This window comes from Mesorhizobium sp. M8A.F.Ca.ET.181.01.1.1, from assembly GCF_004792025.1.
Classification (GTDB): domain Bacteria; phylum Pseudomonadota; class Alphaproteobacteria; order Rhizobiales; family Rhizobiaceae; genus Mesorhizobium.
Window position 1 is genome coordinate 103,995 of record NZ_SRTV01000003.1, and the last position, 25,496, is coordinate 129,490.

Annotated in this window: 20 protein-coding genes and 1 pseudogene; 15 read left to right on the top strand and 6 right to left on the bottom strand. The window is 62.9% G+C overall.

Annotated features, from left to right (window positions below; translation table 11 throughout):
* Positions 1–59: 59 nt before the first annotated feature.
* From EN824_RS13225 to EN824_RS13235, 3 genes are all read right to left on the bottom strand, one after another.
* Entirely contained in the window at positions 60–1,055 is a 996-nt protein-coding gene (locus EN824_RS13225) for an ABC transporter substrate-binding protein (protein WP_127872337.1), read from the bottom strand.
* Between the two features lie 338 nt (positions 1,056–1,393).
* Positions 1,394–2,392, bottom strand: a complete 999-nt coding sequence (locus EN824_RS13230; protein ID WP_127277040.1) for an aldo/keto reductase — start codon at positions 2,390–2,392, stop codon at positions 1,394–1,396.
* 63 nt (positions 2,393–2,455) lie between these two features.
* Positions 2,456–3,961, bottom strand: coding sequence for an altronate dehydratase family protein (locus tag EN824_RS13235; RefSeq protein ID WP_127872338.1), 1,506 nt, complete (start codon positions 3,959–3,961; stop codon positions 2,456–2,458).
* Between the two features lie 237 nt (positions 3,962–4,198).
* On the opposite strand from EN824_RS13235, the gene EN824_RS13240 reads away from it, so the two are divergent.
* The 6 genes and pseudogenes from EN824_RS13240 (at position 4,199) to gndA (ending at position 10,042) form a co-directional block, all read left to right on the top strand.
* The gene (locus tag EN824_RS13240) at positions 4,199–5,101 is read left to right on the top strand and encodes a GntR family transcriptional regulator (protein WP_127277044.1); all 903 of its coding nucleotides are present in this window, start codon (positions 4,199–4,201) and stop codon (positions 5,099–5,101) included.
* A 120-nt stretch (positions 5,102–5,221) separates the two neighbouring features.
* A complete protein-coding gene (locus tag EN824_RS13245) occupies positions 5,222–5,578 on the top strand; it encodes a DUF2946 family protein (RefSeq protein ID WP_127277062.1) in 357 nt (118 codons plus the stop codon).
* A 96-nt stretch (positions 5,579–5,674) separates the two neighbouring features.
* Complete coding sequence (locus tag EN824_RS13250; RefSeq protein WP_127277046.1) at positions 5,675–6,214, top strand: copper chaperone PCu(A)C; 540 nt, start codon at positions 5,675–5,677, stop codon at positions 6,212–6,214.
* Between the two features lie 39 nt (positions 6,215–6,253).
* Positions 6,254–6,771, top strand: a pseudogene (locus EN824_RS13255) (YcnI family protein).
* Positions 6,772–6,900: 129 nt separating this feature from the next.
* Entirely contained in the window at positions 6,901–8,463 is a 1,563-nt protein-coding gene (locus tag EN824_RS13260) for a copper resistance CopC/CopD family protein (protein WP_135932383.1), read from the top strand.
* 151 nt (positions 8,464–8,614) lie between these two features.
* The gene (gene gndA / locus EN824_RS13265; RefSeq protein ID WP_127277050.1) at positions 8,615–10,042 is read left to right on the top strand and encodes an NADP-dependent phosphogluconate dehydrogenase; all 1,428 of its coding nucleotides are present in this window, start codon (positions 8,615–8,617) and stop codon (positions 10,040–10,042) included.
* Here gndA and EN824_RS13270 read toward each other — a convergent pair.
* Positions 10,039–11,091, bottom strand: coding sequence for a LacI family transcriptional regulator (locus EN824_RS13270; RefSeq protein WP_127277052.1), 1,053 nt, complete (start codon positions 11,089–11,091; stop codon positions 10,039–10,041). The two genes, gndA and EN824_RS13270, sit on opposite strands and share 4 nt — an antisense overlap.
* Positions 11,092–11,498: 407 nt before the next feature.
* Here EN824_RS13270 and EN824_RS13275 point away from each other — a divergent pair, with 407 nt between their 5' ends.
* From EN824_RS13275 to mgrA, 7 genes are all read left to right on the top strand, one after another.
* Positions 11,499–12,737 (top strand): ABC transporter substrate-binding protein, encoded by a 1,239-nt coding sequence (locus EN824_RS13275; protein ID WP_135865786.1) that lies wholly within the window; start codon positions 11,499–11,501, stop codon positions 12,735–12,737.
* Positions 12,738–12,822: 85 nt separating this feature from the next.
* Positions 12,823–13,716 carry a sugar ABC transporter permease gene (locus tag EN824_RS13280; RefSeq protein ID WP_127277056.1) on the top strand — a complete coding sequence of 298 codons (894 nt, stop codon included), beginning with the start codon at positions 12,823–12,825 and terminating at the stop codon, positions 13,714–13,716.
* The gene (locus EN824_RS13285) at positions 13,709–14,644 is read left to right on the top strand and encodes a carbohydrate ABC transporter permease (protein ID WP_127277058.1); all 936 of its coding nucleotides are present in this window, start codon (positions 13,709–13,711) and stop codon (positions 14,642–14,644) included. The genes EN824_RS13280 and EN824_RS13285 overlap by 8 nt, the downstream gene beginning before the upstream one ends.
* Before the next feature lie 5 nt (positions 14,645–14,649).
* Positions 14,650–15,747, top strand: coding sequence for an ABC transporter ATP-binding protein (locus tag EN824_RS13290; RefSeq protein ID WP_127277064.1), 1,098 nt, complete (start codon positions 14,650–14,652; stop codon positions 15,745–15,747).
* A gap of 55 nt (positions 15,748–15,802) precedes the next feature.
* On the top strand, positions 15,803–16,549 hold the full coding sequence (locus EN824_RS13295; RefSeq protein ID WP_127277060.1) for a sugar phosphate isomerase/epimerase: 747 nt from the start codon (positions 15,803–15,805) through the stop codon (positions 16,547–16,549).
* An 11-nt stretch (positions 16,550–16,560) separates the two neighbouring features.
* Positions 16,561–17,703 (top strand): Gfo/Idh/MocA family oxidoreductase, encoded by a 1,143-nt coding sequence (locus EN824_RS13300; protein WP_127872346.1) that lies wholly within the window; start codon positions 16,561–16,563, stop codon positions 17,701–17,703.
* 131 nt (positions 17,704–17,834) lie between these two features.
* Positions 17,835–18,881: an L-glyceraldehyde 3-phosphate reductase gene (mgrA, locus tag EN824_RS13305; RefSeq protein ID WP_127280603.1), complete on the top strand. Its 1,047-nt coding sequence runs from the start codon at positions 17,835–17,837 to the stop codon at positions 18,879–18,881.
* Between the two features lie 75 nt (positions 18,882–18,956).
* On the opposite strand, the gene EN824_RS13310 is transcribed toward mgrA, so the two are convergent.
* Entirely contained in the window at positions 18,957–20,054 is a 1,098-nt protein-coding gene (locus EN824_RS13310; protein WP_127280604.1) for a trypsin-like serine protease, read from the bottom strand.
* Between the two features lie 401 nt (positions 20,055–20,455).
* On the opposite strand from EN824_RS13310, the gene EN824_RS13315 reads away from it, so the two are divergent.
* Together EN824_RS13315 and EN824_RS13320 are read left to right on the top strand one after the other, a co-directional pair.
* Complete coding sequence (locus EN824_RS13315; RefSeq protein ID WP_127872349.1) at positions 20,456–21,544, top strand: serine protease; 1,089 nt, start codon at positions 20,456–20,458, stop codon at positions 21,542–21,544.
* Positions 21,545–21,743: 199 nt separating this feature from the next.
* On the top strand, positions 21,744–23,576 hold the full coding sequence (locus EN824_RS13320) for a hypothetical protein (RefSeq protein ID WP_245511771.1): 1,833 nt from the start codon (positions 21,744–21,746) through the stop codon (positions 23,574–23,576).
* A gap of 65 nt (positions 23,577–23,641) precedes the next feature.
* Here EN824_RS13320 and amrB read toward each other — a convergent pair whose 3' ends face one another.
* On the bottom strand, positions 23,642–25,360 hold the full coding sequence (gene amrB / locus EN824_RS13325) for an AmmeMemoRadiSam system protein B (protein ID WP_135865785.1): 1,719 nt from the start codon (positions 25,358–25,360) through the stop codon (positions 23,642–23,644).
* Between the last annotated feature and the right edge of the window lie 136 nt (positions 25,361–25,496).

Here is a 25,496-nt window from a genome sequence, read left to right on the forward strand (position 1 = left end):
ATCGTCCGATGGATGTTTCCGGGGCGACGCCGCCCCGGAAACGATTGTCGCGACGCTGCTTATTTGAGCTTCGGGTTGAGCAGCGCGTCGATCTTGGGATCCTTCATATTGGCCTTGGTAACGAGGTTCGCGCCGGTGTCGACATTCGCCTCGACCTTCTCGCCCTTCGACGCGGCGAGTGCGGTCTTGATGCCGTCATAGCCCATCCGGTACGGGTCCTGGACGACGAGGCCGGAGATGACGCCATCATTCAAGAACTTGATCAGCTTCTCGTCGCTGTCGAAGCCGATCAGCCCGACCTTGCCGGCAAGGTTGTTCTCGGCGATCGCCTGGCCGACGCCCTGCGCCATGATCAGATTGGAGGCAAAGATGCCCTTGAGGTCGGGATTAGCGGTGATCAGGTCGGTGGCGATGTTGAGGCCGGTGGTGGCCTGACCGTCGGCGTATTTGTCGGCGATAAGCTCGAGGCCCGGATACTTGGCCTTGATCTGTTCGATGAAGCCTTGCTTGCGCTGCTCGAGCGAACCAGCGCCGGGAAGCGCCGTGATCAGCGCGACCTTGCCTTCGACCTTGCCCCCATTGGCGGCACCGATGGCGGCGGCGAGACCGTCAGCGGCGACGCGGCCGCCCTGCACGTTGTCGGTGGTCAGGAAGGAGGTGAAGGCCTTGGAGTCGGCGCCAGAGTCGATGCCGATGACCTTGACCTTGGAGGCCGCCTCGTCGATCGGCTTGCCCAGCGCCTTGAACTCGGTCGGCGAGATGACGACGGCGGCCGGGTTGCTGGCGACGGCGTTTTCGAGGATCGAGATCTGGCCGTTGACGTCGGTTTCAGCCTGGGCGCCGAGCTCCGGCACATTGACGCCGAGATCCTTGCCGGCCTTGCGGGCGCCGGCCAGAACGATCTGCCAGTAGAAAGAGGTCGTATCCTTGACGATGATCGGAATGGTCACGTCGGCCGCCGAGGCGGGCGCGGAATGCATCGCGCCGGCAAGCATCGACGCTGCTGCCAGGGCCACGAAAGCGCGGCGGTTGAGAAGGCTGGTCACGAATTTCATTAGGTTCCTCCCTAAGTCGCCTGGTGAAGGTTTAGCTCCGTTCGGATAGGCGTGGCCCAAACGGAACTTTATCAATAAAAAACAGTTGCACTGTTTTGATAGTGCATCGATCCAGCCGATGCAAGCGGTGTTTCCAGTCAGTCCTCCAAAGGCCTGACAATGCCTCGCCTACCAGCGCGGCTCCTTCCCTTGTCGTAGTCAGGCGCTCCCGTTTCCGTTCCGAGAACGTATGGAATATTAATTCCATATGCCAGTCAATATGGAATGTTCGTTCTTTTCTGGATCGCGACATTGTGAAGTCGGCCCCTGACCCTATGGACATCGCGAAGTACGGGGCCTCAAGCCAGTTCCTGCACCACCGTGTAGGGACGATACTTGGCATATTCCGTCTCCGGCACGTCGATATCGAGCAGTTCGAGGTTGCGCGTCAGGTTCGCCAATTTTGCCGTGCCGGTCAGCACGGTGGCGACGGCTGGCTCGTGCAAGGGAAACTGAAACGCGGCCGCCGGCAGCGGATAACCGCCTTCACCGGCGATCTTCTCCATGGCGTCGACACGGTCGAGCACATCGTGGCTGGCGGGCTGGTAGTCGAAATGGGCGCCTTGCACCGGCCCGGTCGCCAATATGCCCGAGTTGAAAACGCCACCGATCACCAGCGACGTCTGTTGCGCACGGCACAGCGGCAGCAGTTCGGCTTCCGCGCTGCGGTCGAGCAAGGAATAACGGCTGGCGAGCAGGATGCAGTCGAGCGGCGCCCGGCGCATCACGTCAAGGCAGATTGGGACTTCGTTGACGCCGAGCCCATAGGCGGAAATCGTACCGGCCCGCTTCAACTCCTCAAGCGCCTTGAGCCCGCCATCCATCAGCTGGCGGAAATGCAGCTTGGTCTTCTCCACACCATGCGTGTAGACGCCGATGTCGTGCACATACAGGATGTCTATCCTGTTTAGCCCGAGGCGCGCATAGCTGAAGTCTACCGACCGCATGATGCCGTCATAGGAATAGTCGTAATCCAGCGCGAAGGGCAGCGGATCGACATAGGAGTGGTCGGGAACCTGGTCTTCCGGCACCGGGCGGAACAGGCGGCCGACCTTGGTCGAAAGCACGTAGGAATCGCGTGGCTTGTAGCGCAGGAAGTCGCCGAAGCGACGCTCCGACAGGCCGAAGCCGTAGAAGGGCGCGGTGTCGAAATAGCGCAAGCCCGCCTCCCAGGCGCCTTGCAGCGTTTCCATCGCCGCCTCGCGCGAACAGGCGCGGTAGAGGCCGCCGATCGCGGCGCCGCCAAAGCTGATCTCTGTGACCTCCAGCGCTGTCTGGCCGATGCGGCGTCTTTCCATGCACAACCTCCCCGTTCCCGGCCGTTGTCCAGCCCGGCAAGTTTATCAGATATTGCTTGAATTTCAGAGTGTCGCGCCGAGATGCCAGGGCACGAACTCGTTGTCGCCATAGCCGAAATCCTCGCTCTTGGTCTTGCGGCCCGAAGCCGTCTCGACGATGAGTTCGAAGATCTCGCGGCCCATGCCGGCGATGGTCTTTTCGCCGGAGGCGATGACGCCGCAATTGACGTCCATGTCCTCTTCCATCTGGTGATACATGGTCGAGTTGGTGGCGACCTTGATCGAGGGTGTCGGCCGGCAGCCGAAGCAGGAGCCGCGGCCGGTGGTAAAGACGATGACATTGGCGCCGCCCGCGACCTGTCCCGTGGCCGAGACCGGGTCGTACCCGGGCGTGTCCATGAACACCAGCCCGTTGCCGGTGACCTTCTCGGCGTAGCCGAACACGCCGTTGAGCGGCGTCTGGCCGCCCTTGGCGACGGCACCGAGCGACTTTTCCAGGATGGTGGTGAGGCCGCCGCGCTTGTTGCCGGGCGAGGGGTTGTTGTCGATCGAGGCGCCATGCTTGGCGACGTGATCTTCCCACCATTTCACATAGCCATCGAGCTTCTTGGCGACCTCGGGCGTCGCCGCACGATAGGCGAGCAGATGCTCGGCGCCATAAATCTCCGTCGTCTCGGAGAGGATGCCGATGCCGCCGACGCCAGCGAGAATGTCGACCGCCGCGCCCAGCGCCGGATTGGCCGTGATGCCAGACATGCCGTCGGAGCCGCCGCATTGCAGGCCGACGACGATCTCGCTGACCGGAATCGGCTCGCGCTTCAACTGGCCGACTTCCTCTGATATCTCGGCCAGCACGCCCATCGCCTTTTCCACCGATTTGCGCGACCCGCCGGCATCCTGGATGTTGAAGTGGCGCTTGCCGGCGGCGGCACCCTTCTGGCCGTAGAGGGTGAGCTGGTTGACCTCGCAGCCGAGGCCGACCATCAGCACGCCGCCGAAATTCGGATGGCGGGCATAGCCGGCCAAGGTCCGGTGCAGCACCATCATGCCGTCGCCGGTACCGCTCATGCCACAACCCTGGCCATGGACGATCGGCACGAAGCCATCGATGCCGGGATATTTCGGCAGCAAGGTCCTGTTGGCCGTGTCGGCGATCGAATGGCAGACGGTGGCCGAACAATTGACGCTGGCGATGATGCCGATGAAGTTGCGCGTGCCGGCGCGGCCATCGGCTCGGCGATAGCCCATGAAAGTGCGGGCGCGGTCAGCTTCGGTTGCGTGCTCGGCTTCGCTCGGCGGCACCACCGGCAGCCGGCCGGCCTCGAAAACCAGATTGTGCGAATGGACGTGCTCGCCCGGCGCGATGTCCTGTGTGGCGCGGCCGATCGCCTGGGCGTATTTGACCACGGCTTCACCCGCGGCGATCGGCTTGATCGCCACCTTGTGGCCAGGCTCGATGACGGCGGCAGCGAGCGCGCCGCCCGGCAGCGTGGTGCCGATCTCGATACGGCCATTGGCAACGGCGACATTGTCGGCGGGAGATAGAAGAATGGTGTTCGAGGCGTTCACGGGCGTTTCCTGGGTGATCCTGGGATGCGCGGATTGACACGCGCCTGTTAAGAGATAATGTCTTTTATCGTGAAAAAACAGTTTTGCGTCAATTGTTTTTTCGCTCGGGTCGGCCCTTGGTGGCGCTGGAAACAATGAGCCTGGCCCAGTGAAAGCGATTCCTGCTTTCAGGGTCCTGGGAAGATCATATTGCGCTTCAAGCCGGCCGCCGCAAGCGCGGGGATGAATGGGTCAGGGATGTCGAAGAGCAACAACGTCTACAAGGATGCCTACAACCGGTGCCTCAGGCTGCTCGACGAGACGCGCAGCCTGCCGTCGGAACCCGAGCTGGGCGCGCTGCTCGGCGTCAGCCGCACGACCGTGCGCAGCATCCTGGCGCGTATGGAGGAAACCGGGCTGATCGCCTGGAACAAGCGCGCCAAGACGGTGCTGCGCGACCCGCATCCCGACGATTTCTTCCCCGAGGAAGAGACCGACACACTGGCCGAGATCATCGAGCGGTCGTTCATGCGGAGGCTGCTTGCCGGCGGCGCCGAGGCCGGCATGCAGATCAACGAGCTCGAACTGGCGCGTGAGATCGGTGTCGGCACCACCAGCGTGCGCGAGTTCCTGATCCGCTTCTCCCGTTTCGGCCTGATCGAGAAACGCCGCAACAGCCATTGGGTGCTGAAAGGTTTTACACGCGCCTTCGCGCTGGAACTGACCGAGATCCGCGAGATATTCGAATTGCGCTCGGCCGCCGCGTTCACCGCGCTGCCGCGGGATAGTCCGGTCTGGGGGGATCTCGACCGGCTGGAGGAGGAACACCGCGCTCTGGCGCGCGAGATTGCAACGCGCTTCAATGAGTTCTCGGAGCTGGACGAGCGCTTCCACCGGCTCATCCATCGCGCATCGCACAACCGCTTCATCGTTGATTTCTACGACGTCATCGCCATGATCTTCCATTACCATTACCAGTGGAACAAGGCGCAGGAACGCGAGCGCAACGAAGTCGCGATCGGCGAGCATCTATTCTATATCGAGGCACTCAAGTCGCGCGACCTCGGCAAGGTCGATGCAGCCTGCCGCAAGCATCTGAAGTCGGCACGCCAGACATTGCTGACCTCGATCCCGGAAAGCCGGCAACCCCAAAAGAGCTGATCCTGCCGCGTTGCCGCAGCAGCGAATTGGCGATTTTCGACCTGTCTCGGCCGTGCTAGGTATCGTCATCGATTGTTTGAAGAGGCAGATGGCTTGATCGGCCCGGGGAGACGGTGGAGCATTCCGGTCGCGCTTGTCGCGGCCTATTTGCTGTTGCTCCAGTCGACACTTGGTGCGTTCGCCTTCAGCACCGTGTCGAGTGCCGCGCAGCTCGACGCCTTCGGCAACGTCATCTGTACCCACGACGGCGCCTCCCAGCTTCCCGGCGGCGACCAGCATCCGTCCCACCTGCCGGCCTGCTGCACACTTGGCTGCAGCATGTTTTCGCCGGCCTATGCGCCGCCGCCCGATGCCGGGCTTGCACTTGCGTCCTTTTCCTTCGAGACCGTCGCCTTTGTCTTCCCGGCGGCCACGCATCTCGACTTCGCCCGCGAACGCTCCCCGTCGAACCCGCGCGCGCCGCCGCTGGCGGGTTGAGCCTGCTTGCTTGCGGTACCTTTCGCGAGCGTACTCATCCAAGATCAAAACCATTCGCGACCGGCGACGGCGCGATCATCACGTCATGGAGCAACCATGTCCCATTCTTTCCGTATAGCGGCGGGCACTTTGTTCAGCCGCATTCTGTCTCGCGTCCAGGAACGTTTCGGCGTTGCCGCCCTGGCTTTCGTGATCATGCTCGGCGGCGTCCAGACTGTCCTGGCGCATGAATTCAAACTCGGTGATCTCGAGATCGGGCATCCGTGGTCGCGTGCCACGCCGACCGGCGCCAAGGTGGCCGGCGGCTATTTCACCATCACCAACAATGGCAGCACGCCGGACCGGTTGCTGTCGATTACCTCCGACATCTCGGAAAAGGCCGAACTGCACGAGATGGGCGTCAAGGACGGCGTGATGACTATGCGGCCGGTCACCGGTGGTCTCGAAATTCCGGCCGGCGGCAAGGTCGTTTTGGGTCCCGGCAGCTATCATGTGATGTTCATGGATTTGAAGCAGCCACCCAAGCAAGGCGAGATGTTCGCCGCCACGCTGACCTTCGAAAAGGCCGGGACGGTGACGATCAAATTCGCCGTGCAAGCCATGGGCAGCGCGGCGCCTCAAGAAGACAATGATTGAACCGACCGTCGTACCGATCAGGATTCTAGAGGGACCATCATGATCAGATATCTTTTGGCGGCCGGCGCGTTTCTCGTGCTGGGGACAAATGCCGCCTTCCCGCACATCACGCTCGAGACCCAGGAGGCGGCGGTCGGCTCGACCTACAAGGCAGTGCTGCGCGGCCGCATGGTTGCGACGGCAAGGCGACGACCGCCGTACGCGTGCAGATTCCGGAAGGGGTGATCGCGGTCAAGCCGATGCCCAAGCCTGGCTGGACGCTGCAGACCAAGAAGGGCAAGTACGAGAAGTCGTACCAGCTCTACGGCCAGGCGGTGGCCGACGGGGTGAAGGAAATCGACTGGAGCGGCGGCAATCTGCCGGATGAATTCTACGACGAGTTCGTCTTCCGGGCGACGCTGACGGCGGATTTGCCCGCCGGCCAGAAACTCTACTTCCCGGTGGTGCAGGAATGCGGCGATGCCGCCGCCCGCTGGATAGAGGTTCCGGCGGCCGGACAGGATGAGGACGCGCTTGAGAACCCGGCGCCCGGCATCAAGCTCACGCCGAAGAAATGATTTTCTGGCGGCGCGCCTGTCGGCAAGGTGCGCCGCCAATTCCATGGCGACAGCATGAACGAGAGATCCCCACTTCAAAGGCCCGCAACGACCAGCAAGCGATTCGGCTGGCCCTGTGGGCTTTTCGCGATGGTCATCGCGTTCATCGTCATGGCCTCGACAAGCCAGGCCCTTGCCCATGCGGCGCTGATCAAGACCGACCCGGCCGACGGCGCCGTGCTGGCACAGGCGCCGGCGCGGTTCTCGCTGACCTTCAGCGAGCCGGTCTCGCCGCTGGTGCTGACGCTGGTGAGGCCCGACGGCACGCCGGTTGCGCTGACATCCTTCCGCCTCAGCGAGCAGACGGTCGAGATCGACAATCCGCGGGCGCTCAAATCGGGCACGCATGTGCTGAGCTGGCGTGTCATTTCCGCCGACGGCCATCCGGTCGGCGGCTCGCTCTTGTTTTCCATAGGTGCGCCAAGCGAGCCGCCGGCCGTCTCCGAAGCGATCGGCTGGCCGCTGCGGTGGTCGGCGATCTGGATCGGCAAGGTCCTTCTCTATGCAGGTCTTTTCTTCGGCATTGGCGGCGCTTTCGCCCTTGCCTGGCTGGCCGGGGATGGCCGTGCCGGTCAGCGCTTTGTTGCCGGGACGATCCTGTGCGGACTGGTGGCGGCGCCGCTGTCGCTGGGCTTGCAAGGCCTCGATGCGCTCGGCGCGCCGCTCTCCCATCTGGCGCAGCCGGTCGTCTGGCGCACCGGTCTCGGCACCAGCTTCGGCTGGACGGTGCTGATCGCCCTCATCGCGCTGGGGCTTGGCCTGCTGTCGCTGGCCGCACCGCGCGCGGCGGCCAGGCCGCTTGCCCTTGCCGGGCTGGCGGGTGTGGGCGCGGCACTTGCCGCAAGCGGCCACGCAAGTGCGGCCGAGCCGCAATGGCTGACACGGCCGCTGGTTTTCGTGCATGGCGCCGGTATCGCGTTCTGGGCGGGCGCTCTGGTGCCGCTCGGTCTCGCGCTGAAGCGTCAAGCGGCCGGCGCCGTCGAATTCCTGCGTCGCTTCTCATGGGCCATCCTGCCCGTGGTCGCCTTGCTTGCCGCGGCGGGCATCGTGTTGGCCGTGATCCAGGTGCGGACGCCCTCGGCGCTGGTCGACACTGCCTATGGCCGGCTGCTGCTGGTCAAGCTCGCGCTGCTGGTCTTCCTGTTCACGCTGGCCGCCGTCAATCGCTGGAAGCTCACCGCTTCGGCCGAGGCGGGCGCGACCGAGGTGCAACGCAGGCTCACCCGCTCGGTCGGCGTCGAAGTGCTGATCGTGTTGGCGATCTTCGGTGTCGCCGCGGGCTGGCGCTTCACACCGCCGCCACGGGCGTTGGCGATCGCGGCGGCGCAACCGGTTTCGGTCCACATCCACGCGCTGCAGGCGATGGCCGATCTCAGCATCACGCCTGGCCATGCCGGGCCGGTTTCCGTCTCGATGATCATCATGACCGGGGATTTCGGACCGCTCGATGCCAAGGAAGTGACGCTGGTGCTGTCGAAGCGCGACTCCGGCATCGAGCCGCTGAAGCGCGCGGCAACCAAGCCAGGCGACGGCAGCTGGCGTGTCGGCAACCTCGTCATCCCGGTTCCCGGCCGCTGGACGGTGCGCATAGACATATTGGTCTCGGACTTCGACGTGGTGAAGATCGAGGCGCCGATCGACATCAGGCCGTAACTCACGGATGTGATACCATTGTCGAACGGGAAACGTCTGCGTACGGCTGTAACACAATTCGGCGAGGCGGTTGACGCGGCCCGAAACGCTCGTCAATCATCGCCCGCAAAACACGGCCTCAACAAAGCGATCCGAAAGCAGGGAAGAAACGATGGAAAAAGCCGAAATCGGCCTGATCGGCCTTGGCACGATGGGCTCCAACCTGGCGCTGAACATCGCCGAACACGGACACCGCATCGCCGTCTTCAACCGCACCAAAGCACGCACGGACGCCTTCGTCGAGAATGCCGGTGCGCTCAGGGACATGGTCGTCCCCTGTTACAGCCTGGAAGAGCTTGCCGCGGCGATCCGGCCACCCCGCCCGATCATCATCATGGTGCTGGCCGGCAAGCCGGTGGACGAGCAGATCGAAGCGCTGCGCGGCGTGCTGTCGGCCAACGACATCGTCATCGATGCCGGCAATGCCAATTTCCGCGACACGATGCGGCGCTTCTCCGAGCTCTCCGGCTCGGGTTTGACCTTTATCGGCATGGGCGTCTCGGGCGGCGAGGAAGGCGCGCGCCATGGGCCGTCGATCATGGTCGGCGGCACCGAAGACTCCTGGAAGCGTGTCGAGAAGGTGCTGACCGCCATCTCCGCCAAGTTCAAGGACGAGCCGTGTGCCGCCTGGCTCGGTACGGACGGCGCCGGGCATTTCGTCAAGACCATCCACAACGGCATTGAATATGCCGACATGCAGATGATTGCCGAGATCTACGGTATCCTGCGCGATGGCCTGGGCATGGGGCCGAAGGAGATCGGCACGGTATTTTCCAACTGGAACAAGGGCCGGCTCAATTCCTACCTGATCGAGATCACCGCCAAGGTGCTCGCCGCCGACGATCCGAAGACCGGCAAGCCGGTGGTCGACATCATCCTCGATCGCGCCGGCCAGAAGGGCACCGGCAAATGGTCCGTCATCGAGGCGCAGCAGCTCGGCATTCCGGCGACCGCGATCGAGGCGGCGGTGGCGGCGCGCGTGCTGTCGTCGATCAAGGACGAACGGCAGGCAGCCGAAAAGGCCTATGGCAATATCGGCGTGACGAAAATTTCTGGCGACAAGGATACGCTGCTGAAAGACCTCGAACTGGCGCTGTTCGCCGGCAAGATTGCTGCTTACGCGCAGGGCTTTGCCGTGATGGCCGGCGCCTCGAAGGAGTTCAACTGGAACCTGCCGATGCCGACCATCGCCAAGATCTGGCGCGCCGGCTGCATCATCCGCTCGCAAATGCTCGACACAATGGCCGAGGCCTTCAGCAGTGGCGGCGCTTCGACCAACCTGCTGATGGCGCCGGCTTTCATCAGCTTGATGCAGGAGGCGCATCCGTCGCTGCGGCGCATCGTGGCGAGGGCTTCCGAAGCCGGGACGCCGGTGCCGGCGCTGTCTTCGGCGCTTGCCTATTTCGACAGCTATCGCCAGGGCCGCGGCACCTCGAACCTGATCCAGGCGCAGCGCGACTTCTTCGGTGCGCATGGTTTCGAGCGCATCGGCGAGCAGGGTGCGTTCCACGGCCCTTGGGGCAGCGGCGCGGCGCGTTAGTCGCCTGAGCGCCGATAGGCCACAACGCCCTTCGGCTCGCTCAGGCTCTGCAGCGAGCCGGGCGCGGTGCCGCCGATCCAGCCGAGCACCGAGCGCGCAAGCTCGGAGCCGGCCAGCCGGAAATCTTCGTTGACGACCAGCAATTCATGCCGGAACAGATGCAGCAGATCCGACGACTGCTTCGACACCACGTCGACGTCGCGGCCGAGCTTGAAGCCGGCATCCTCTATACCGGCGACGATGGCGAGCGTCGCGGCGGCGGCGCTGCTGATAATGCCGTCCGGTCTGATATCGCGCCGCATCAGCTGCGCGGTCCTCATCCTGATCTGTTCGATCGAATGGTCGATCGAGATGGTGTTGAACGGCACCTCGCTGGCGCCGACTTCGCTCAGCGCGTCGGCAAAGCCGTCGACCGTATGGCGGTAGTAGCTCAAACCGGCCGGCGGCGTCACCAAAGCGAGCCGGCGGCGGCCCATGCCGGCGAGATGGCGCACGGCCTCGGCAGCGAAGGCGTAGTTGTCGAAATCATGGTAGGGATGAACCAGCCCCATATCGGTGCGGCCATGCGTGGCAAAGGGAATGCCGCGCTCCAGCATGTAGCGGGCGCGGGGATCGTTCGGCTGCGTGCGCGAGATGATGACACCGTCGGCCGAACCGGTCTCCACGAGATAGCGCACCGGATCCAGCGGATCCTGCGAGCGCGAATAGGGTGTGACGATCAGGTGGTAGGGCGTGTCGGCGATGACTTCGGTGACGCCATAGATGATGTCGGAGACGAAGCTCATGATCTCCTGCTCGGTGTTGAGCACGAGGCTGATGACATTGGTCTTGCCGGTCCTGAGGCGCACGCCGGCGCGGTTGGGCCGGTAGCCGATCTGCTTGGCGACGAGCTGGACGCGGCGCCTGGTCTCGGCGCCGATCTCCGGGGCATCCTTCAGGGCGCGCGATACGGTGGTGACGCCGAGCCCGGTCATGAAGGCAAGCGTCTTCAGCGTCGGCCGCTTTTGCGCCGACGCCTCTTCGGTTTTTTTCGTCCGCTGTTTGTCCATTCTTCCCGCCCGTCAGGCGCATAGCAGCCGCAGGCCGGGTCGGCAATCGCCGCAATCCGCAATCCGGCGTGATTTCAGGCCTTGTGTGGTTGCAATATACTGAAACGTTACAGATTGCCAATCTCGGCTTGTCGTGCGCCAATATGGTCACGGATGTCTGGCGGGCAGATTCCTCCGGGAATCCAAGGTGAAGGCTGTCCTGGCGGCGACTTTGCCGAGTTTTACAGGCAAATTGACCGTTTTGCACTGCAATCGCTACGTGTTGCGGTGCAGCACGCCCGTGAGCTCCAGGAATTTATTCGCGCTTCGAAAAAATGTAAGGTCACCGGCACGACCGGGGTTGCACCATCGGCGCAATTGCCGTATCGAAAATCTGTAACGTTTCAGATTTCTGGGAGGAAGCCGAAATGCGATACAAATTCCTGACCGCTGCCTTTGCCGCGACAGTTGCGCTCAACGTTGCCGGGCCGGCGGCCGCGACCGATCTGGAAGTCACCCATTGGTGGACCTCCGGTGGCGAGGCGGCGGCGGTCGCCGAACTCGCCAAGGCATTCGACGCCACAGGCAATCACTGGGTCGACGGTGCCATCGCCGGGTCCGGCGGTACGGCGCGGCCGATCATGATCAGCCGCATCACGGGCGGCGATCCGATGGGAGCCACCCAATTCAATCATGGCCGGCAGGCGGAAGAACTGGTGCAGGCCGGCCTGATGCGCGACCTCACCGATGTCGCCACCAAGGGCAAATGGACGGAAGTGGTGCGGCCCAAGAGCCTGCTCGACAGTTGCACGATCGGCGGCAAGATCTATTGCGTGCCGGTCAACATCCATTCCTGGCAATGGCTGTGGCTGTCGAACGCGGCCTTCGAGAAGGCCGGCGTGCCGGTGCCGAAGAACTGGAATGAATATGTGGCCGCGGCCCCGGCGCTGGAGAAGGCAGGCATCGTGCCGCTCGCGGTCGGTGGGCAGGCCTGGCAGGCATCGGGCGCCTTCGACGTGCTGCTTGCCGCGGTCGGCGGAACCGACACCTTCCTCAAGGTCTACAAGGACAAGGACGCCAAGTTCGCAGCCGGTCCCGAAGTCGCCAAGGTCTTCAAGGCGGCCGACGATGCGCGCAAGATGGCCAAGAACACCAATGTGCAGGACTGGAACCAGGCCACCAACATGGTCATCACCGGCAAGGCCGGCGGCCAGATCATGGGCGACTGGGCGCAAGGCGAGTTCCAGGTCGCCGGCAAGACCGCCGGCAAGGACTATACCTGTCTTCCCGGCCTTGGCCTGAACGAGGTCATCGCCACGGGCGGCGACGCCTTCTATTTCCCGCTGCTCAAGGATGCCGACAAGGCCAAGGCGCAGGAAGTACTGGCCGAAACCCTGCTCGATCCCAAGACCCAGGTCGCCTTCAACCTCAAGAAGGGTTCGCTGCCGGTGCGCGGCGACGTCGACCTCGCCGCGGCCAATGACTGCATGAAGAAGGGCCTCGCCATCCTGGCCAAGGGCGCGGTCATCCCGTGGACGGACCAACTGCTCTCGCAGGACAGCCAGAAGCAGAAGGAGGACCTGTTCTCGGAGTTCTTCGCCAAGCCCGACATGACCCTCGAAGAGGCGCAGAAGCGCTTCGCCGACATCATCGCTTCCGCCGATTGATCTCAGGCGCCCCCGCCAGCTCCCGGCCCTTGTCCATCGAGGGTCGGGAGCGTGAGGCTCTTATTGTCCCAGCGAGGCTGCCGAGATGAGCAACAGCGAACGCCCCAACCGGCTTTTCCGCAATCTCAACGCGAAAATCGCCTCGATCCCGATGGTGCTCACCGCCGGGGTGGTGTTCGTCGGCGGCACGGCGTGGACGGTGCTTTATTCCTTCACCAATTCGAAGCTCCTGCCGCGGCTGAATTTCGTCGGGCTCGACCAGTATTACCGGCTGTGGGCGACGCCGCGCTGGCTGATCTCGATCGAGAATCTCTTGATCTACGGCGTGATCTCACTGGTGTTCTCGCTGGTGATCGGGTTTCTGCTGGCAGCCCTGCTCGACCAGAAGATCCGTTTCGAGGACACGTTCCGCACCATCTTCCTCTACCCCTTCGCACTGTCTTTCATCGTCACCGGCCTTGTCTGGCAGTGGCTGCTCAATCCGGATTTCGGCGTCCAGGGAGTGGTGCGAAGCCTGGGCTGGACCAGCTTCGACTTCAATCCGCTCTACAATTCCAGCATCGTCATCTACGGCATATCGATCGCCGCGCTTTGGCAAGGCACGGGACTGATCATGTGCCTGATGCTGGCGGGCCTGCGCGGCATCGACGAGGATATCTGGAAGGCCGCACGGGTGGACGGGATACCCATGTGGAAGACCTATCTCTTCATCATCATCCCGATGATGCGGCCGGTTTTCATCACCACGCTGGTGATCATCGCGTCCGGCATCGTCAAGGTCTACGACCTCGTCGTTGCGCAGACCAGCGGCGGTCCCGGCATCGCCTCCGAAGTGCCGGCAAAATATGTCTACGACTACATGTTCTTCGCCCAGAATCTCGGCCAGGGCTTTGCCGCCTCGACCATGATGCTGCTGTCGGTGATGATCGTCATCGTGCCGTGGGCCTATCTCGAATTCGGAGGCCGCAAGCGTGTCTGACCATGCCGTCTCCTTGTCCGCCACGTCGTCAAACCCGCAAGCCGGCGTCTCCGGACCGAGCGGACCGAAGCCGCGACACGTGTTCTCGCGCCGCAACATTTTCCTCTACGGTACGCTCATCGTCGTGGCGCTCTACTACCTCCTGCCGCTCTATGTGATGGTCGTCACCTCGCTCAAGGGCATGCCGGAAATCCGCCTCGGCAACATCTTCTCGCCGCCGCTCGAGATCACCTTCGAGCCCTGGGTCAAGGCGTGGTCGCAGGCCTGCACCGGCCTCAATTGCGACGGGCTTTCGCGCGGTTTCTGGAACTCGGTGCGCATCACCGTTCCCTCGGTGATCCTGTCGATCGCCATCGCCTCGGTGAACGGCTACGCGCTGGCCAACTGGCGCTTCAAGGGCGCCGACACATTCTTCGTCATCCTGATCGTCGGCGCCTTCATTCCCTATCAGGTGATGATCTATCCGATCGTCATCATCCTGCGCGAGATCGGCCTCTATGGCAGCCTTACAGGCCTGGTGATCGTGCATTCCATTTTCGGCATGCCGATCCTGACGCTTCTGTTCCGCAATTATTTCACCTCGATGCCGGAGGAGCTGTTCCGGGCGGCGCGCGTCGACGGCGCCGGCTTCTGGGGCATCTACCTGCGCATCATGCTGCCGATGTCGCTGCCGATCTTCGTCGTCGCCATCATCCTGCAGGTAACCGGCATCTGGAACGACTTCCTGTTCGGCGTCGTCTACACCCGTCCCGACACCTATCCGATGACGGTGCAGCTCAACAACATCGTCAACTCGGTGCAGGGCGTGAAGGAATACAACGTCAACATGGCCGCCACCATCCTGACCGGCCTGGTGCCGCTGGTCGTCTATTTCATTTCCGGCAAATTGTTCGTGCGCGGCATTGCCGCCGGCGCGGTGAAAGGGTGATGGCGATGGCGGCGAACGGCACCAGCGTTTCGATCCAGGACTTGTCGCTGAACTTCGGCGCGGTCTCGGTGCTGCAGACGCTCAACCTCGATGTCGCCGAAGGCGAGTTCATCGTGCTGCTCGGACCTTCCGGCTGCGGCAAGTCGACCTTGCTCAACTGCATTGCCGGCCTGCTCGACATTTCGGAAGGCCGCATCTTCATCAAGGGCAAGAACGTCACCTGGGAAGAGCCCAAGGACCGCGGCATCGGCATGGTTTTCCAGTCCTATGCGCTCTATCCGCAGATGACGGTGGAGAAGAACCTGTCCTTCGGGCTGCGTGTCGCCGGCATCGCCAAGGACGAAATCGCCAAGCGCATCGCGCGTGCCGCCGAGATCCTGCAGATCGAGCCGCTTTTGCAGCGCAAGCCGGCGGCACTCTCGGGCGGCCAGCGCCAGCGCGTGGCGATCGGGCGGGCGCTGGTGCGCGATGTCGATGTCTTCCTGTTCGACGAACCGCTGTCCAATCTCGATGCCAAGCTGCGTTCGGAGTTGCGCGTCGAGATCAAGCTTCTGCACCGCAAGCTGCAGAACACGATGATCTACGTCACCCACGACCAGATCGAGGCGATGACGCTGGCCGATCGCATCGCGGTGATGAAGGGCGGTGTCATCCAGCAGCTCGACGCGCCGCAGACCATCTACAACCGTCCGGTCAACCGGTTCGTTGCAGGGTTCCTCGGCTCGCCGGCGATGAATTTCGTCGAGGGGCAGCTGGAGGCTGGCACGACGGCGGTGTTCAAGACCGGGGATTTGACCATACCGCTCGATCGCTACGGCTTCGACGGCGCCGGCACCAAGAGCGGGCCTTGCGTGTTCGGGATCCGGCCGGAGCACGTTGCCTTTGGCGAGGCCGCGAACTCCATGCCCTTTGCCACCGATGCCGCCGTGGAAATCGTCGAGCCGATGGGCTCCGATACGCTGGTGTGGACGAAACTCGGCGGGCGCAATTTCTCCTTCCGGGTCGAGGCGGAAAAGACGCTGCGCAACGGCGATCCGATCCGGATCGGCTTTGATCCCGCTCGCGCCTCGCTGTTCGATACCCCATCCGGCAACCGCATGTAGCTCCCAAGAAGACCATCCTCCCAAAGACAATCCCCAAGCAGAACGGACAGAGACGATGAACTGGTCATTCCAACTTTATAGCGCCCGCAATTTCTTGCCTTGGACCGATGTGCTCGAAATGCTCGGCAAGCTCGGTTACGCCGAGGTCGAAGGCTTCGGCGGCGTCTATGACGATCCCAAGGCCTTCCGCGCCGAACTCGACAAGAACGGCCTTGCCATGCCGACCGGGCATTTTTCCATCGATGCGCTGGAGAAGGATTTCGACGGCGTGCGCCGGATCGCCGAAACGCTCGGCGTCAAGCTCTTGATCTGCCCCTATCTGATGGCGGAGGACAGGCCATCCGATACCGCCGGCTGGCGCGGCTTCGGCGAGCGCCTGGCCAAGGTCGGCGAGGTGGCCTCGAAGGCCGGCTATGGTTTTGCCTGGCACAACCATGATTTCGAGTTCAAGGCGCTCGCCGACGGCTCGCTGCCGCAGGATCATATCCTGTCCTCCGCCCCCGACATTGGCTGGGAAATGGACGTTGCCTGGGTGGTGCGCGGCGGCGCCGACCCGCTGCCCTGGATCGAAAAGCACGGCAAGCGCATCGTCGCCGTGCATGTCAAGGACATGGCGAAGCCGGGTGAGGGGCTGGATGAGGATGGCTGGTCGGATGTCGGCCACGGCACGATCGACTGGGCGGACCTGATCAAGGTGTTGCGGGCCAAGAGCGCGGCGAAATACTTTGTCATGGAACAGGACAATCCCAACGACATCGAGCGCTTCGCCCGCCGCTCGATCGCAACCGTCAAGAGCTACTAGGAACAACCACCATGGCAAAGAAACTGGGTATTGGCGTCATCGGCTGCGGCAACATCTCGAAGGCGTATTTCTCGCTGGCGCCGCTGTTTCGCGGCATCGAGATGCGCGCCTGCGCCGACATCAACATGGACGCGGCCAGGGCACGGGCGAAGGAATTCAAGCTCCGTGCCGAAACCGTCGAGGATCTGCTCAAGGCCGACGATATCGACATCATCGTCAACCTGACCATTCCGGCCGTGCACTACGAGGTGTCGAAGCAGGTGCTCGATGCCGGCAAGCACGTCTATTCGGAAAAGCCGTTCGTGCTGTCGCTCAAGGAGGGCCAGGACCTCAAGACGCGGGCCGAGAAGAAGGGGCTGCGCATCGGCTCGGCGCCGGACACGTTTCTCGGCGGCGCGCACCAGTTGGTGCGTGAACTGATCGACGAGGGAAAGCTCGGCCGGATCACCAGCGGCACCTGCCATGTCATGGGCCATGGCATGGAACACTGGCACCCCAATCCGGACTTCTTTTTCCAGCCGGGCGCCGGGCCGGTGCTCGACATCGGACCGTACTACATCACCAATCTCATCCAGCTGATCGGGCCGGTGAAGCAGGTGGCGGCTTTCGCGACGACCCCCGCCAAGGAACGGACAATCAGTTCCAAGCCGCGAGCGGGTGAAAAAATCCCGGTCAACACGCCGACCACCATTCACGGCCTGCTGGAATTCGAGAACGGCGCCGTGGTGACGCTGAACACAAGCTGGGACGTCTGGGCTCACGGCCACGCGCCGATGGAGCTTTATGGCGAGGCCGGAACGGTGTTCGTGCCGGATCCGAACTTCTTCGGCGGCGACGTTCGCTTCACCGAAGAGGGAAAACCGGTCAAGAAGCAGCCGAAATGGAAGCATCCGCTGGGCATCCCCAATGAGATGCACGGCCAAGGCATGATGGCCAATTACCGCACGGCGGGCCTGGCCGACATGGCGCTGGCGATCGCCGAGGGGCGGCCGCACCGCTGCTCGATGGAACTCGCGCTGCATGCCGTCGATGTCATGACTGGCCTCCTGCGCTCCGGCGAAACCGGCAAGTTCGTCGCCATGCAGACCACATGCGAGCGTCCGGCCGCGCTTGGCGTCAAGCAAGCCAAGGATCTCCTGGCCAAGAAGAAGTAGTCGCGGAGATTATCGATAATTTTGCTTGCCCTCTCCCCGTTCCTCCGGGGAGGGGGTAAAGGATGGCGTACGGGCACGTTCATCGCCTCTGCGATGACGGTGCCCTGTCCGTTCAGATCCGAGGATTTCCCATGCCCTATATCGCCGCTGAAAACCGCTACGAAAACATGATCTACAACCGCTGCGGGCGGTCCGGCCTCAAGCTGCCGGCGATCTCGCTCGGGCTGTGGCACAATTTCGGGAACGACACGCCGCATCGGACCAAGCAGGCCATCGTCCGCAAGGCTTTCGACCTCGGCATCACCCATTTCGACCTCGCCAACAATTATGGTCCGCCGCCCGGCTCGGCGGAGACCGCTTTCGGCGAGATCCTGCGCACCGATTTTTCCGCCTATCGCGACGAGCTGATCATCTCGACCAAGGCCGGTTACGAGATGTGGGCCGGTCCGTACGGCGAATGGGGCGGGCGCAAATACGTGCTGGCCAGCCTCGACCAGAGCTTGAAGCGGATGGGGCTCGACTATGTCGACATCTTCTATTCGCACCGTTTCGATCCCGACACGCCACTCGAAGAAACCATGGGCGCGCTCGACCATGCGGTGCGTTCGGGCAAGGCGCTCTATGCCGGCATCTCGTCCTACAATTCGCAGCGCACCCGCGAGGCCGCCGACATATTGAGGCAATTGGGCACGCCCTGTGTCATCCACCAGCCGAGCTATTCGATGTTGAACCGCTGGGTCGAGGAGGACGGGCTGCTCGACACGCTCGAAGGGCTCGGCGTCGGCTCCATCGTGTTTTCGCCGCTGGCGCAAGGCATGCTGACCGATAAATATCTCGGCGGCATTCCCGATGGCAGCCGGGCCTCCCAGGGCAAGTCGCTGAAGACGGCTTTCATCAACGATCGCACCATTGCCAACATCAAGTCGCTCAACGCGATTGCCGGCAAACGCGGCCAGACGCTGGCGCAGATGGCGCTGGCATGGGTGTTGCGCAAGGGCAAGGTGACGTCGGCGCTGATAGGCGCCAGCCGGCCCGAGCAGGTCGAGGATTGCGTCGGCGCGCTCAAGGTGCTCGATTTCAGCGACGCCGAATTGGCCGAGATCGATACTTACGCGCGCGAGTCCGACATCAATCTGTGGGCGGCCTCCGCCGAGCGCAAAGGTCCGCCAAGGAAATAGGCTCGCTCGGTAAGCCGGCAAACAAAAACGGCGGGATGTTCCCACCGTTTCCCGTGGCAATCCGAAGCGGTCGCTTCAGGGCGACTTTGGCTTCTGGGCGGTACCGAGCCCAGCCTTGGGCTTTTCGGGCGCCGGGGCGGATGTCTTCATCTTGGCCTCGATCCAGCCGGTGTAGTTGGCCAGCCGCGTGTAGATGCCATAGGCGTCCTTGTGGCCGCAGGCAGCGCTGCCATCGGCCGGGCCTTCGCCCCAACTGACGACGCCGACCTGGATCGGGCCGCCGGCGCCGGTCATGAACAGCGGTCCGCCGCTGTCGCCATTGCAGGCGTCACGCACGCCGCTCGTGGTGCCGGCGCAGATCATGTTGCTGGTCAGCGGATCGGTCATGTCGGCGGCAATCGCATTGGCCGCGGCATCGATGCCCTTTTCCGAATAGCGCATGCGGTGCGACAGGTCTCCGAGAGCCGCTTTCAGGTCATGGGCATAGATGGCCTTGATGCCGCTGTTGCAGGCGCTGTTTGGCTGCAGGTCGAGATCGGCGACCATCAGCGTGGTCGGGAAGGTGCCGTCCTGCATCTTGCCCCAGCCGGTGACGGTGGTCTTGCCGGTGTCTGGTGTCGCGTCATGGGTAAGCTTGATGGTCGGCGCATCGGCCGGGTCGGCGAGCCGGAGCAGGCCGAGATCGTTGTCGAGCGTCTGTTCGCTGTAGCCCTCGTTGACGATGACTTCGACAACCTTGTGCCGCTTGCCTTCGCTGAGATCCGTGGCACCGGTCAGCACGGTGACGGAATCGGGCGAGATCGGGCGGCCCTTGTCGTTGAGGCAGTGCGCAGCCGTCAGCACCCATTGCGGCGCGATCAGGCTGCCGCCGCAAAACTGCGCGTTGGCCTGAGAGGCCGGATTCTCGTCCAGCCTGGCGGTGGTGAGGAGTGCCACCTGGAAAGGATAGGCGCCCTTTTCAGCCTGATTGCCGCCATAGACGCGATCGGTGCCGTCGGGGTTCTCCGCCGCTGCCTTGGCCCTGGCATCGGTCACCCGCTGCATCGGCGAAACGGCCGCTTCCGGCCTGACGGCGGCCTCGTCCGCCTGGCCGGCGTTGATGAATGCAACGGCAGCGGCGATGCCAAGCAGCGATGCGGCAACGACCTGCCCGAACCGATTTGTGATGTGCACCCGAACCCCCTCCTGAGACAATTCTCCCGCGCGGATCGACGCCGGGCATTGTGCAACCAGAGGCCGCCGGTTCGGCGATCCGGACACGCACCCTATCGAACGGCGCGCGATCGGTCACAAAACCGAATCCCACTTTTGCTAACCGTGCCCGCGAGCAGAACCCGCACAAAACTCTATAGCCCCCCACGGGCTACGTGGAAGCGATTTATCATTGCCAATTTTGGATTATTTTAGGCAGTATGTCGCGGCAGGGTCTTAGGCGGGGGCTTTAGATTGACCGAGGCAAACAACGATCCGGTACGTTCGCCGATAGCCTTTGCCGATTTTTCAGCACCACCACGATCTCGACAATATTTCTGTATTTTGATCCAGTCCTTGCTGACTTTTGGGAGAGTCTCACCATGACAAAACTGACAAAGCTTATGATTGCTTCCGCATTGCTTTCCACCGCAATGTCGGCAGTCCCTGCTTTCGCCGCCGATCCTGGCTCCGCCAGTGCCGGCAATGGCGAAAGCATGCGGGACGTGACTTCGGGCGACTACAAGCCCGGGCGGGCCAAGCCGATCGCGCCGCCGACGCTGACTGACGAAGACAACCGCGCCGCGCCGATCACCGACGAGAAAGCGGCTGTCAAATCCTATGGCATCGTCGGACGTTCAGCCGATGGCAAGGAGATCAAGATCGAACCGAGCGAAGCGCTGCGGGAGATCATCATCAAGGAACTGAATGCGCCGGCCAATGGCGCCGAGGGCGACCCGCGCAAGACCGAGGATCCTGACCTTGGCGAAGGCGAAGCCGGACGTCAGGTTTTCGGCACCGACGATCGTGAGCAGGTCAAGAACACCAAGACCTATCCGTTCTCGGCAATCGGCTATCTCGAAGCCAAGTCGAAGACCGGCTATGGCAGCTGTTCGGCAACGTTGATCGGCCCGCGCACCGTGCTCACCGCCGCGCACTGTCTCTACAGCCACGAGGACAAGGACTGGCTGTCCGACTACCTGTTCGTGCCGGGCCTCAATGGCAGCACCGCCGATGACGCTCCGTTCGGCGCCTTCGAATACGAAAGCGCCTATGTGCTGCAGGGCTTCATCGACAACTACCAGGGCTATTACGGTTCGGTGATCCCGTGGGATCTCGGCATCATCACGCTGAAGCAGGATGTCGGCACCAATCTCGGCTGGCTGGGCTACGCCAACTATGACGATCTCGGCGACTTCACCGCCAACCTCGTCGGCTATCCCGGCGACAAGCCGATGGGTACGATGTGGAAGGCGAGCTGCGAAGTCCATGCCGAAAACATCGCTCCGGAGTATTTCCAGTATGACTGCGATACTTTCCCGGGGTCGAGCGGCAGCTCGGTCTATGCCTATGACACCAAGTCCAAGCAGCGCATCATTACCGGCGTCAACGTGGCGGAAAGCCCTGAGGCCAACACCGCCGTGCGCCTGAACGCCGCCAACGTCCAGTGGATCAACAGCCTCTACAAATGACGGCTGCCGACGGTCGCGGCGCGTGCCGCGACAGAGAAACAAAGAACCGGCGGCGGGACGTTCCCGCCGCCGGTTTTCTATGCGATGGCGTGCACGGTCGGAGCCGTCACTTGCGCCAGCCCACCGCCACGATTACGCTTGGTCATCCAAGGGGTTGGGCGTTGAGGGGTGGGATATGGCAAGGCCAGGAATCTTCGCAATGAGGGCAATGGCTGCCGCTCCCCTGCTGGCGGCGTTGATGTTGTCGGCATCTCTTACCGGACAGGCCTTCGCCAACGGAGGCAGTTCGCAGCCAGCCGGCGCCTGGGCGGAGCGCGTGCAGGTCCTCTATCAGAGCCGGACGCGTTCGGTGCTGCGCAGGATGGTGCGGGTGTGGGATTTCCAACCGGAAAAAAATCTCGACTTCACCTGGGAGCCGGCCGCTGGCCAGTCTCCCGATCGGACGATCGCCGAAGACGGCACCGTCAACGGCAAGGGCCGCCTGGTCTGGCGCGTGCGCGGCTCTGCGAACTATGACCCGAAGACCGTCTATTCCAGTTATTTTGGCTCCGTCAGGAACGGCCGGCTGGATGGGCAAGGGCGGCTCGAGCTTCGTTCGGGCGAGGTCTTCGACGGGCTGTGGCTTGAGGGAGAATTCAACGGAAAGGGCATCCATATCGATGCCGAGGGCAACCGCTATGAAGGCCAGTTCGTCGCTGGCGTCGCGAATGGCGAAGGCCGGCTCATGTCGAAGACCGGCGAAATATTCGCCGGCTCCTTTGTCGACGGATTGAAGAACGGCAAGGGTCGGACCCGGCTCGCCGGCGGCACGGTCTATCAATCGCAATGGGTGATGGGCAAGGAGGTCGGCAGCTCGCGTCCAGACGTGCTGGCCGATGCCCGGGTCGGCGGCCTTTTGAAGGCGCAGACCGGCGGCGGCGACGCCGACAAGGTCGAGATCGGGGTCGTGGTGGATCAACGTATGACGCAGCAATCCGACATGCAGTACCAGCACCTGGTGCGCGACGAGGACATCGCGATCTATCCGCAGGCGGATGAGGACAATGACAGCTGGAACGGCACCGGGCAGGTTACGACCAGCAATGTCTTTGGCCGCAAGGACTGGGACGAAGCGCCGGCCTTCGCCGAGGTCGACCTCAAAACGACGGACCAATCCAAAGTCAGGCTCGACCGCCTGGAAATGAAGGTCGCCTCGAGCGATGCCTACCGCAAGCCGATGCTGTCGATATCGGAGCATTTCGGCTGTGTCGGCTTCCGGCCGGATTTCTCGATCATCAACAATGGCTGGGGCGACGCCAAGGACATGAAAATGTCCATCCAGTTCACGACCGTGGACGAGGATGGCAATCCCAGCGGCCAGCCAAGCCGTATGTTCAGCAAGGACATTGGCAGTTTCGGCGAGGGCGTCGACGTGTCGATCAAGAGCGTGCTCACTGAAGCCGGCGTCGACACCGCCAGCCTGGAGACGGGGCGGTTTCCCTGTCCGTCGGTGGACAGTCTCAATGTCTGCCGCAGTCAGTTGGCCAACAAGATCAAGTTCGGCGAGGTCGCCGACTATCTCGGCAATATGCAGCAGGCGATGACACTGAATGCGATCGGCAAGCTCGATTATTCCTGGACAGATGACGAAGGTCATATCAATCAGAACAGCGAGCCGTTTCGCACCTCGGTGACCGTGGCGGTTTTCGAGACCCCGGAATCGATGGCCGAATGCGGCGATGGCGGTGGCGGCACACCGGAAGCGATGCGCTACCAGAACATCGAGTTTCCAATCGGCAAGCACGACTACACGATCGCCATGCCGGTGCGCGGCAACAAGAACATCAGCGCCTATACGGCGCGGCTGAAGATGTGGTCGTCGATGTCGTCCATCCACAACTTCAGCATCGCCGCGCATTTCGCCGATGGCAGCGTTCGCGAGAGCAAGCCGGTGACCTTCTTCTATTTCAAGCCAAAGCGGTCGCTGTTCGAGACCAAGACCGAGCCGGCGGCGTGTTATCTGCCACGCGACATGGTCGGCTGCAGCGGTTAGGACGTATCGATATTCAGGTGATGCCGGCCCGATCTTAAGCCTGGCGCATCCTGATCCAGGAACGGCTATTTGCGGCCCATCTCGAAATAGTTGGGCAGGGGAATGAGCCGGGCGAAGATCGTGCCCTGGGGAAAGACGCGCAGTTCCAGCATCGATCCGGACGAGCGTTCCGCCTTCTGGTCAAATAGGAAATTGCCGAGCGAATAGACTTCAGCCACATCGCCGCCGCCGAGCGGCACGATTGCCTCGCTCGACACATGCGGATGGCCGCCGACGATGGCCGACACACCGCGCAGCCGCATCTGGTCGGCGAGCATCTCTTCGCGCGCCGACGGCTCGGTCTTGTATTCGCGGCCCCAATGGACGAAGGCGACCACCGGGCGTTCGGCATTTTCGTGCAGCAGGCGGTCGAGCAAGGCAGGGGTGAGCAGGTCGGTGTTCTTCGAGCCGTTGGTGTCGATGTCGGTCAGGCCGACCAGGTCGAGATCGGCGAGCGCCAGCGTCTCGCCCTGGGCGACATGGGGGATGCCGGCTTCGTCCAGCGCCTGCAGCGTCTCGGCATAGCCGGACGGGCCGAGATCGTAGGCATGGTTGTTGGCGAGGCTCACGCCGGCGACATGCAGCCGCTTCAGCATGTCGACAGCGAGGCCCTCCGGCATCGCCAGCGTCATATCGTCGATCGCCTCCGGCACGTTGGGCAGGATGACGCCTTCGAGATTGACGATCAGCGGCCGCGAGTTGGTCAGCGACAGGATGCTGTCGACGATGCGGTCGGCAACACCGTCGCGGACCAAAATCTTCTTCATGGCGCGGCCGAAATTCACGTCGCCGGCGAGATAATAGATTTTGTCCTTGGGCCGTGTGGGGTTGTTGAAGTCGGGGCCGAAAGCGCCGAACAGCGCCACCACATAGCTGGTGGTGCGCTCGACATAATCCGATGTGTGTTCCTGCGAGTTCTCATTGGCGACGACCAGCGGCAGGGCGCCGAACAATTCGCGCTGCAGCCTGGTCTGGATGTAGAGCGCGCCGACCGAATCGGCATGATCGGGCTGGCGCAGTGCCGCGATGCCGTCGAGCGAGCTGGCGGCCAGCATGTTGAGCGACTGCTGGTCGAAACGGTGTGCCTCATGCTGCGGCAGATAGTGCGAGAAGTCGGTGGATTCGACGATCAGCGTGTCGTGGTCGACAATTGTCTTAAGTGCCTCGGCAAGCCTGTCCCAGTCGCGGCGCCGCGCCTTCACCGACATCGCCACCGGCACGATTTTCGCCTCGGGGAAATAGTGGTGCAGGAAAGGCAGCATGGCACGTACGCCATGCTCCTTGTCGAACAGGCAGGACTCCTCGACCATGTCGCTGTTCTTCTCCAGAAGCCGCACGGCATCGGTGTCGGCCTTGACCGGACCAAGCACGGTATCGAAGCCGCGCGCCGTGGTGGCGTAGAGCTTGTGCGTCTTGTGGAAATGGTCCGGCGACAGGATGACGATGCGTTTGTAGCGGAAGCCCGAGGCGGCATGAAAACCCAGCGCCACCAGGTCGGCGGCCAGGAGATGATGCGGCACGGTGATGCCGGTCAGTCGCTGATTGGATGGCTGGACCTCGGCCGCGCTGGCGATGGCATTCTCGAACAGCTTGGCGTCGTCGTAGAAGGGCGGGAAGTTTGAGCTGCCGGACGGGCAGATGACGGGTGCGGTGAAGGCGGGCAGGGGGAGGAGGGTGAACAGGAGGGCTGCCAAGATCTGCAAAATGTCGGCGCCCAGTCGGCCCCCCTCTGTCCTGCCGGACATCTCCCCCTCAAGGGGGGAGATTGGCAGCTTCATTGGCGGCGCTCTCTTTCTCAACGTCAGGGATTGGCGAAAGCCAGGAAACAGCTGATCTCCACCCTTGAGGGGGAGGTGTCCGGCAGGACAGAGGGGGGTCCCT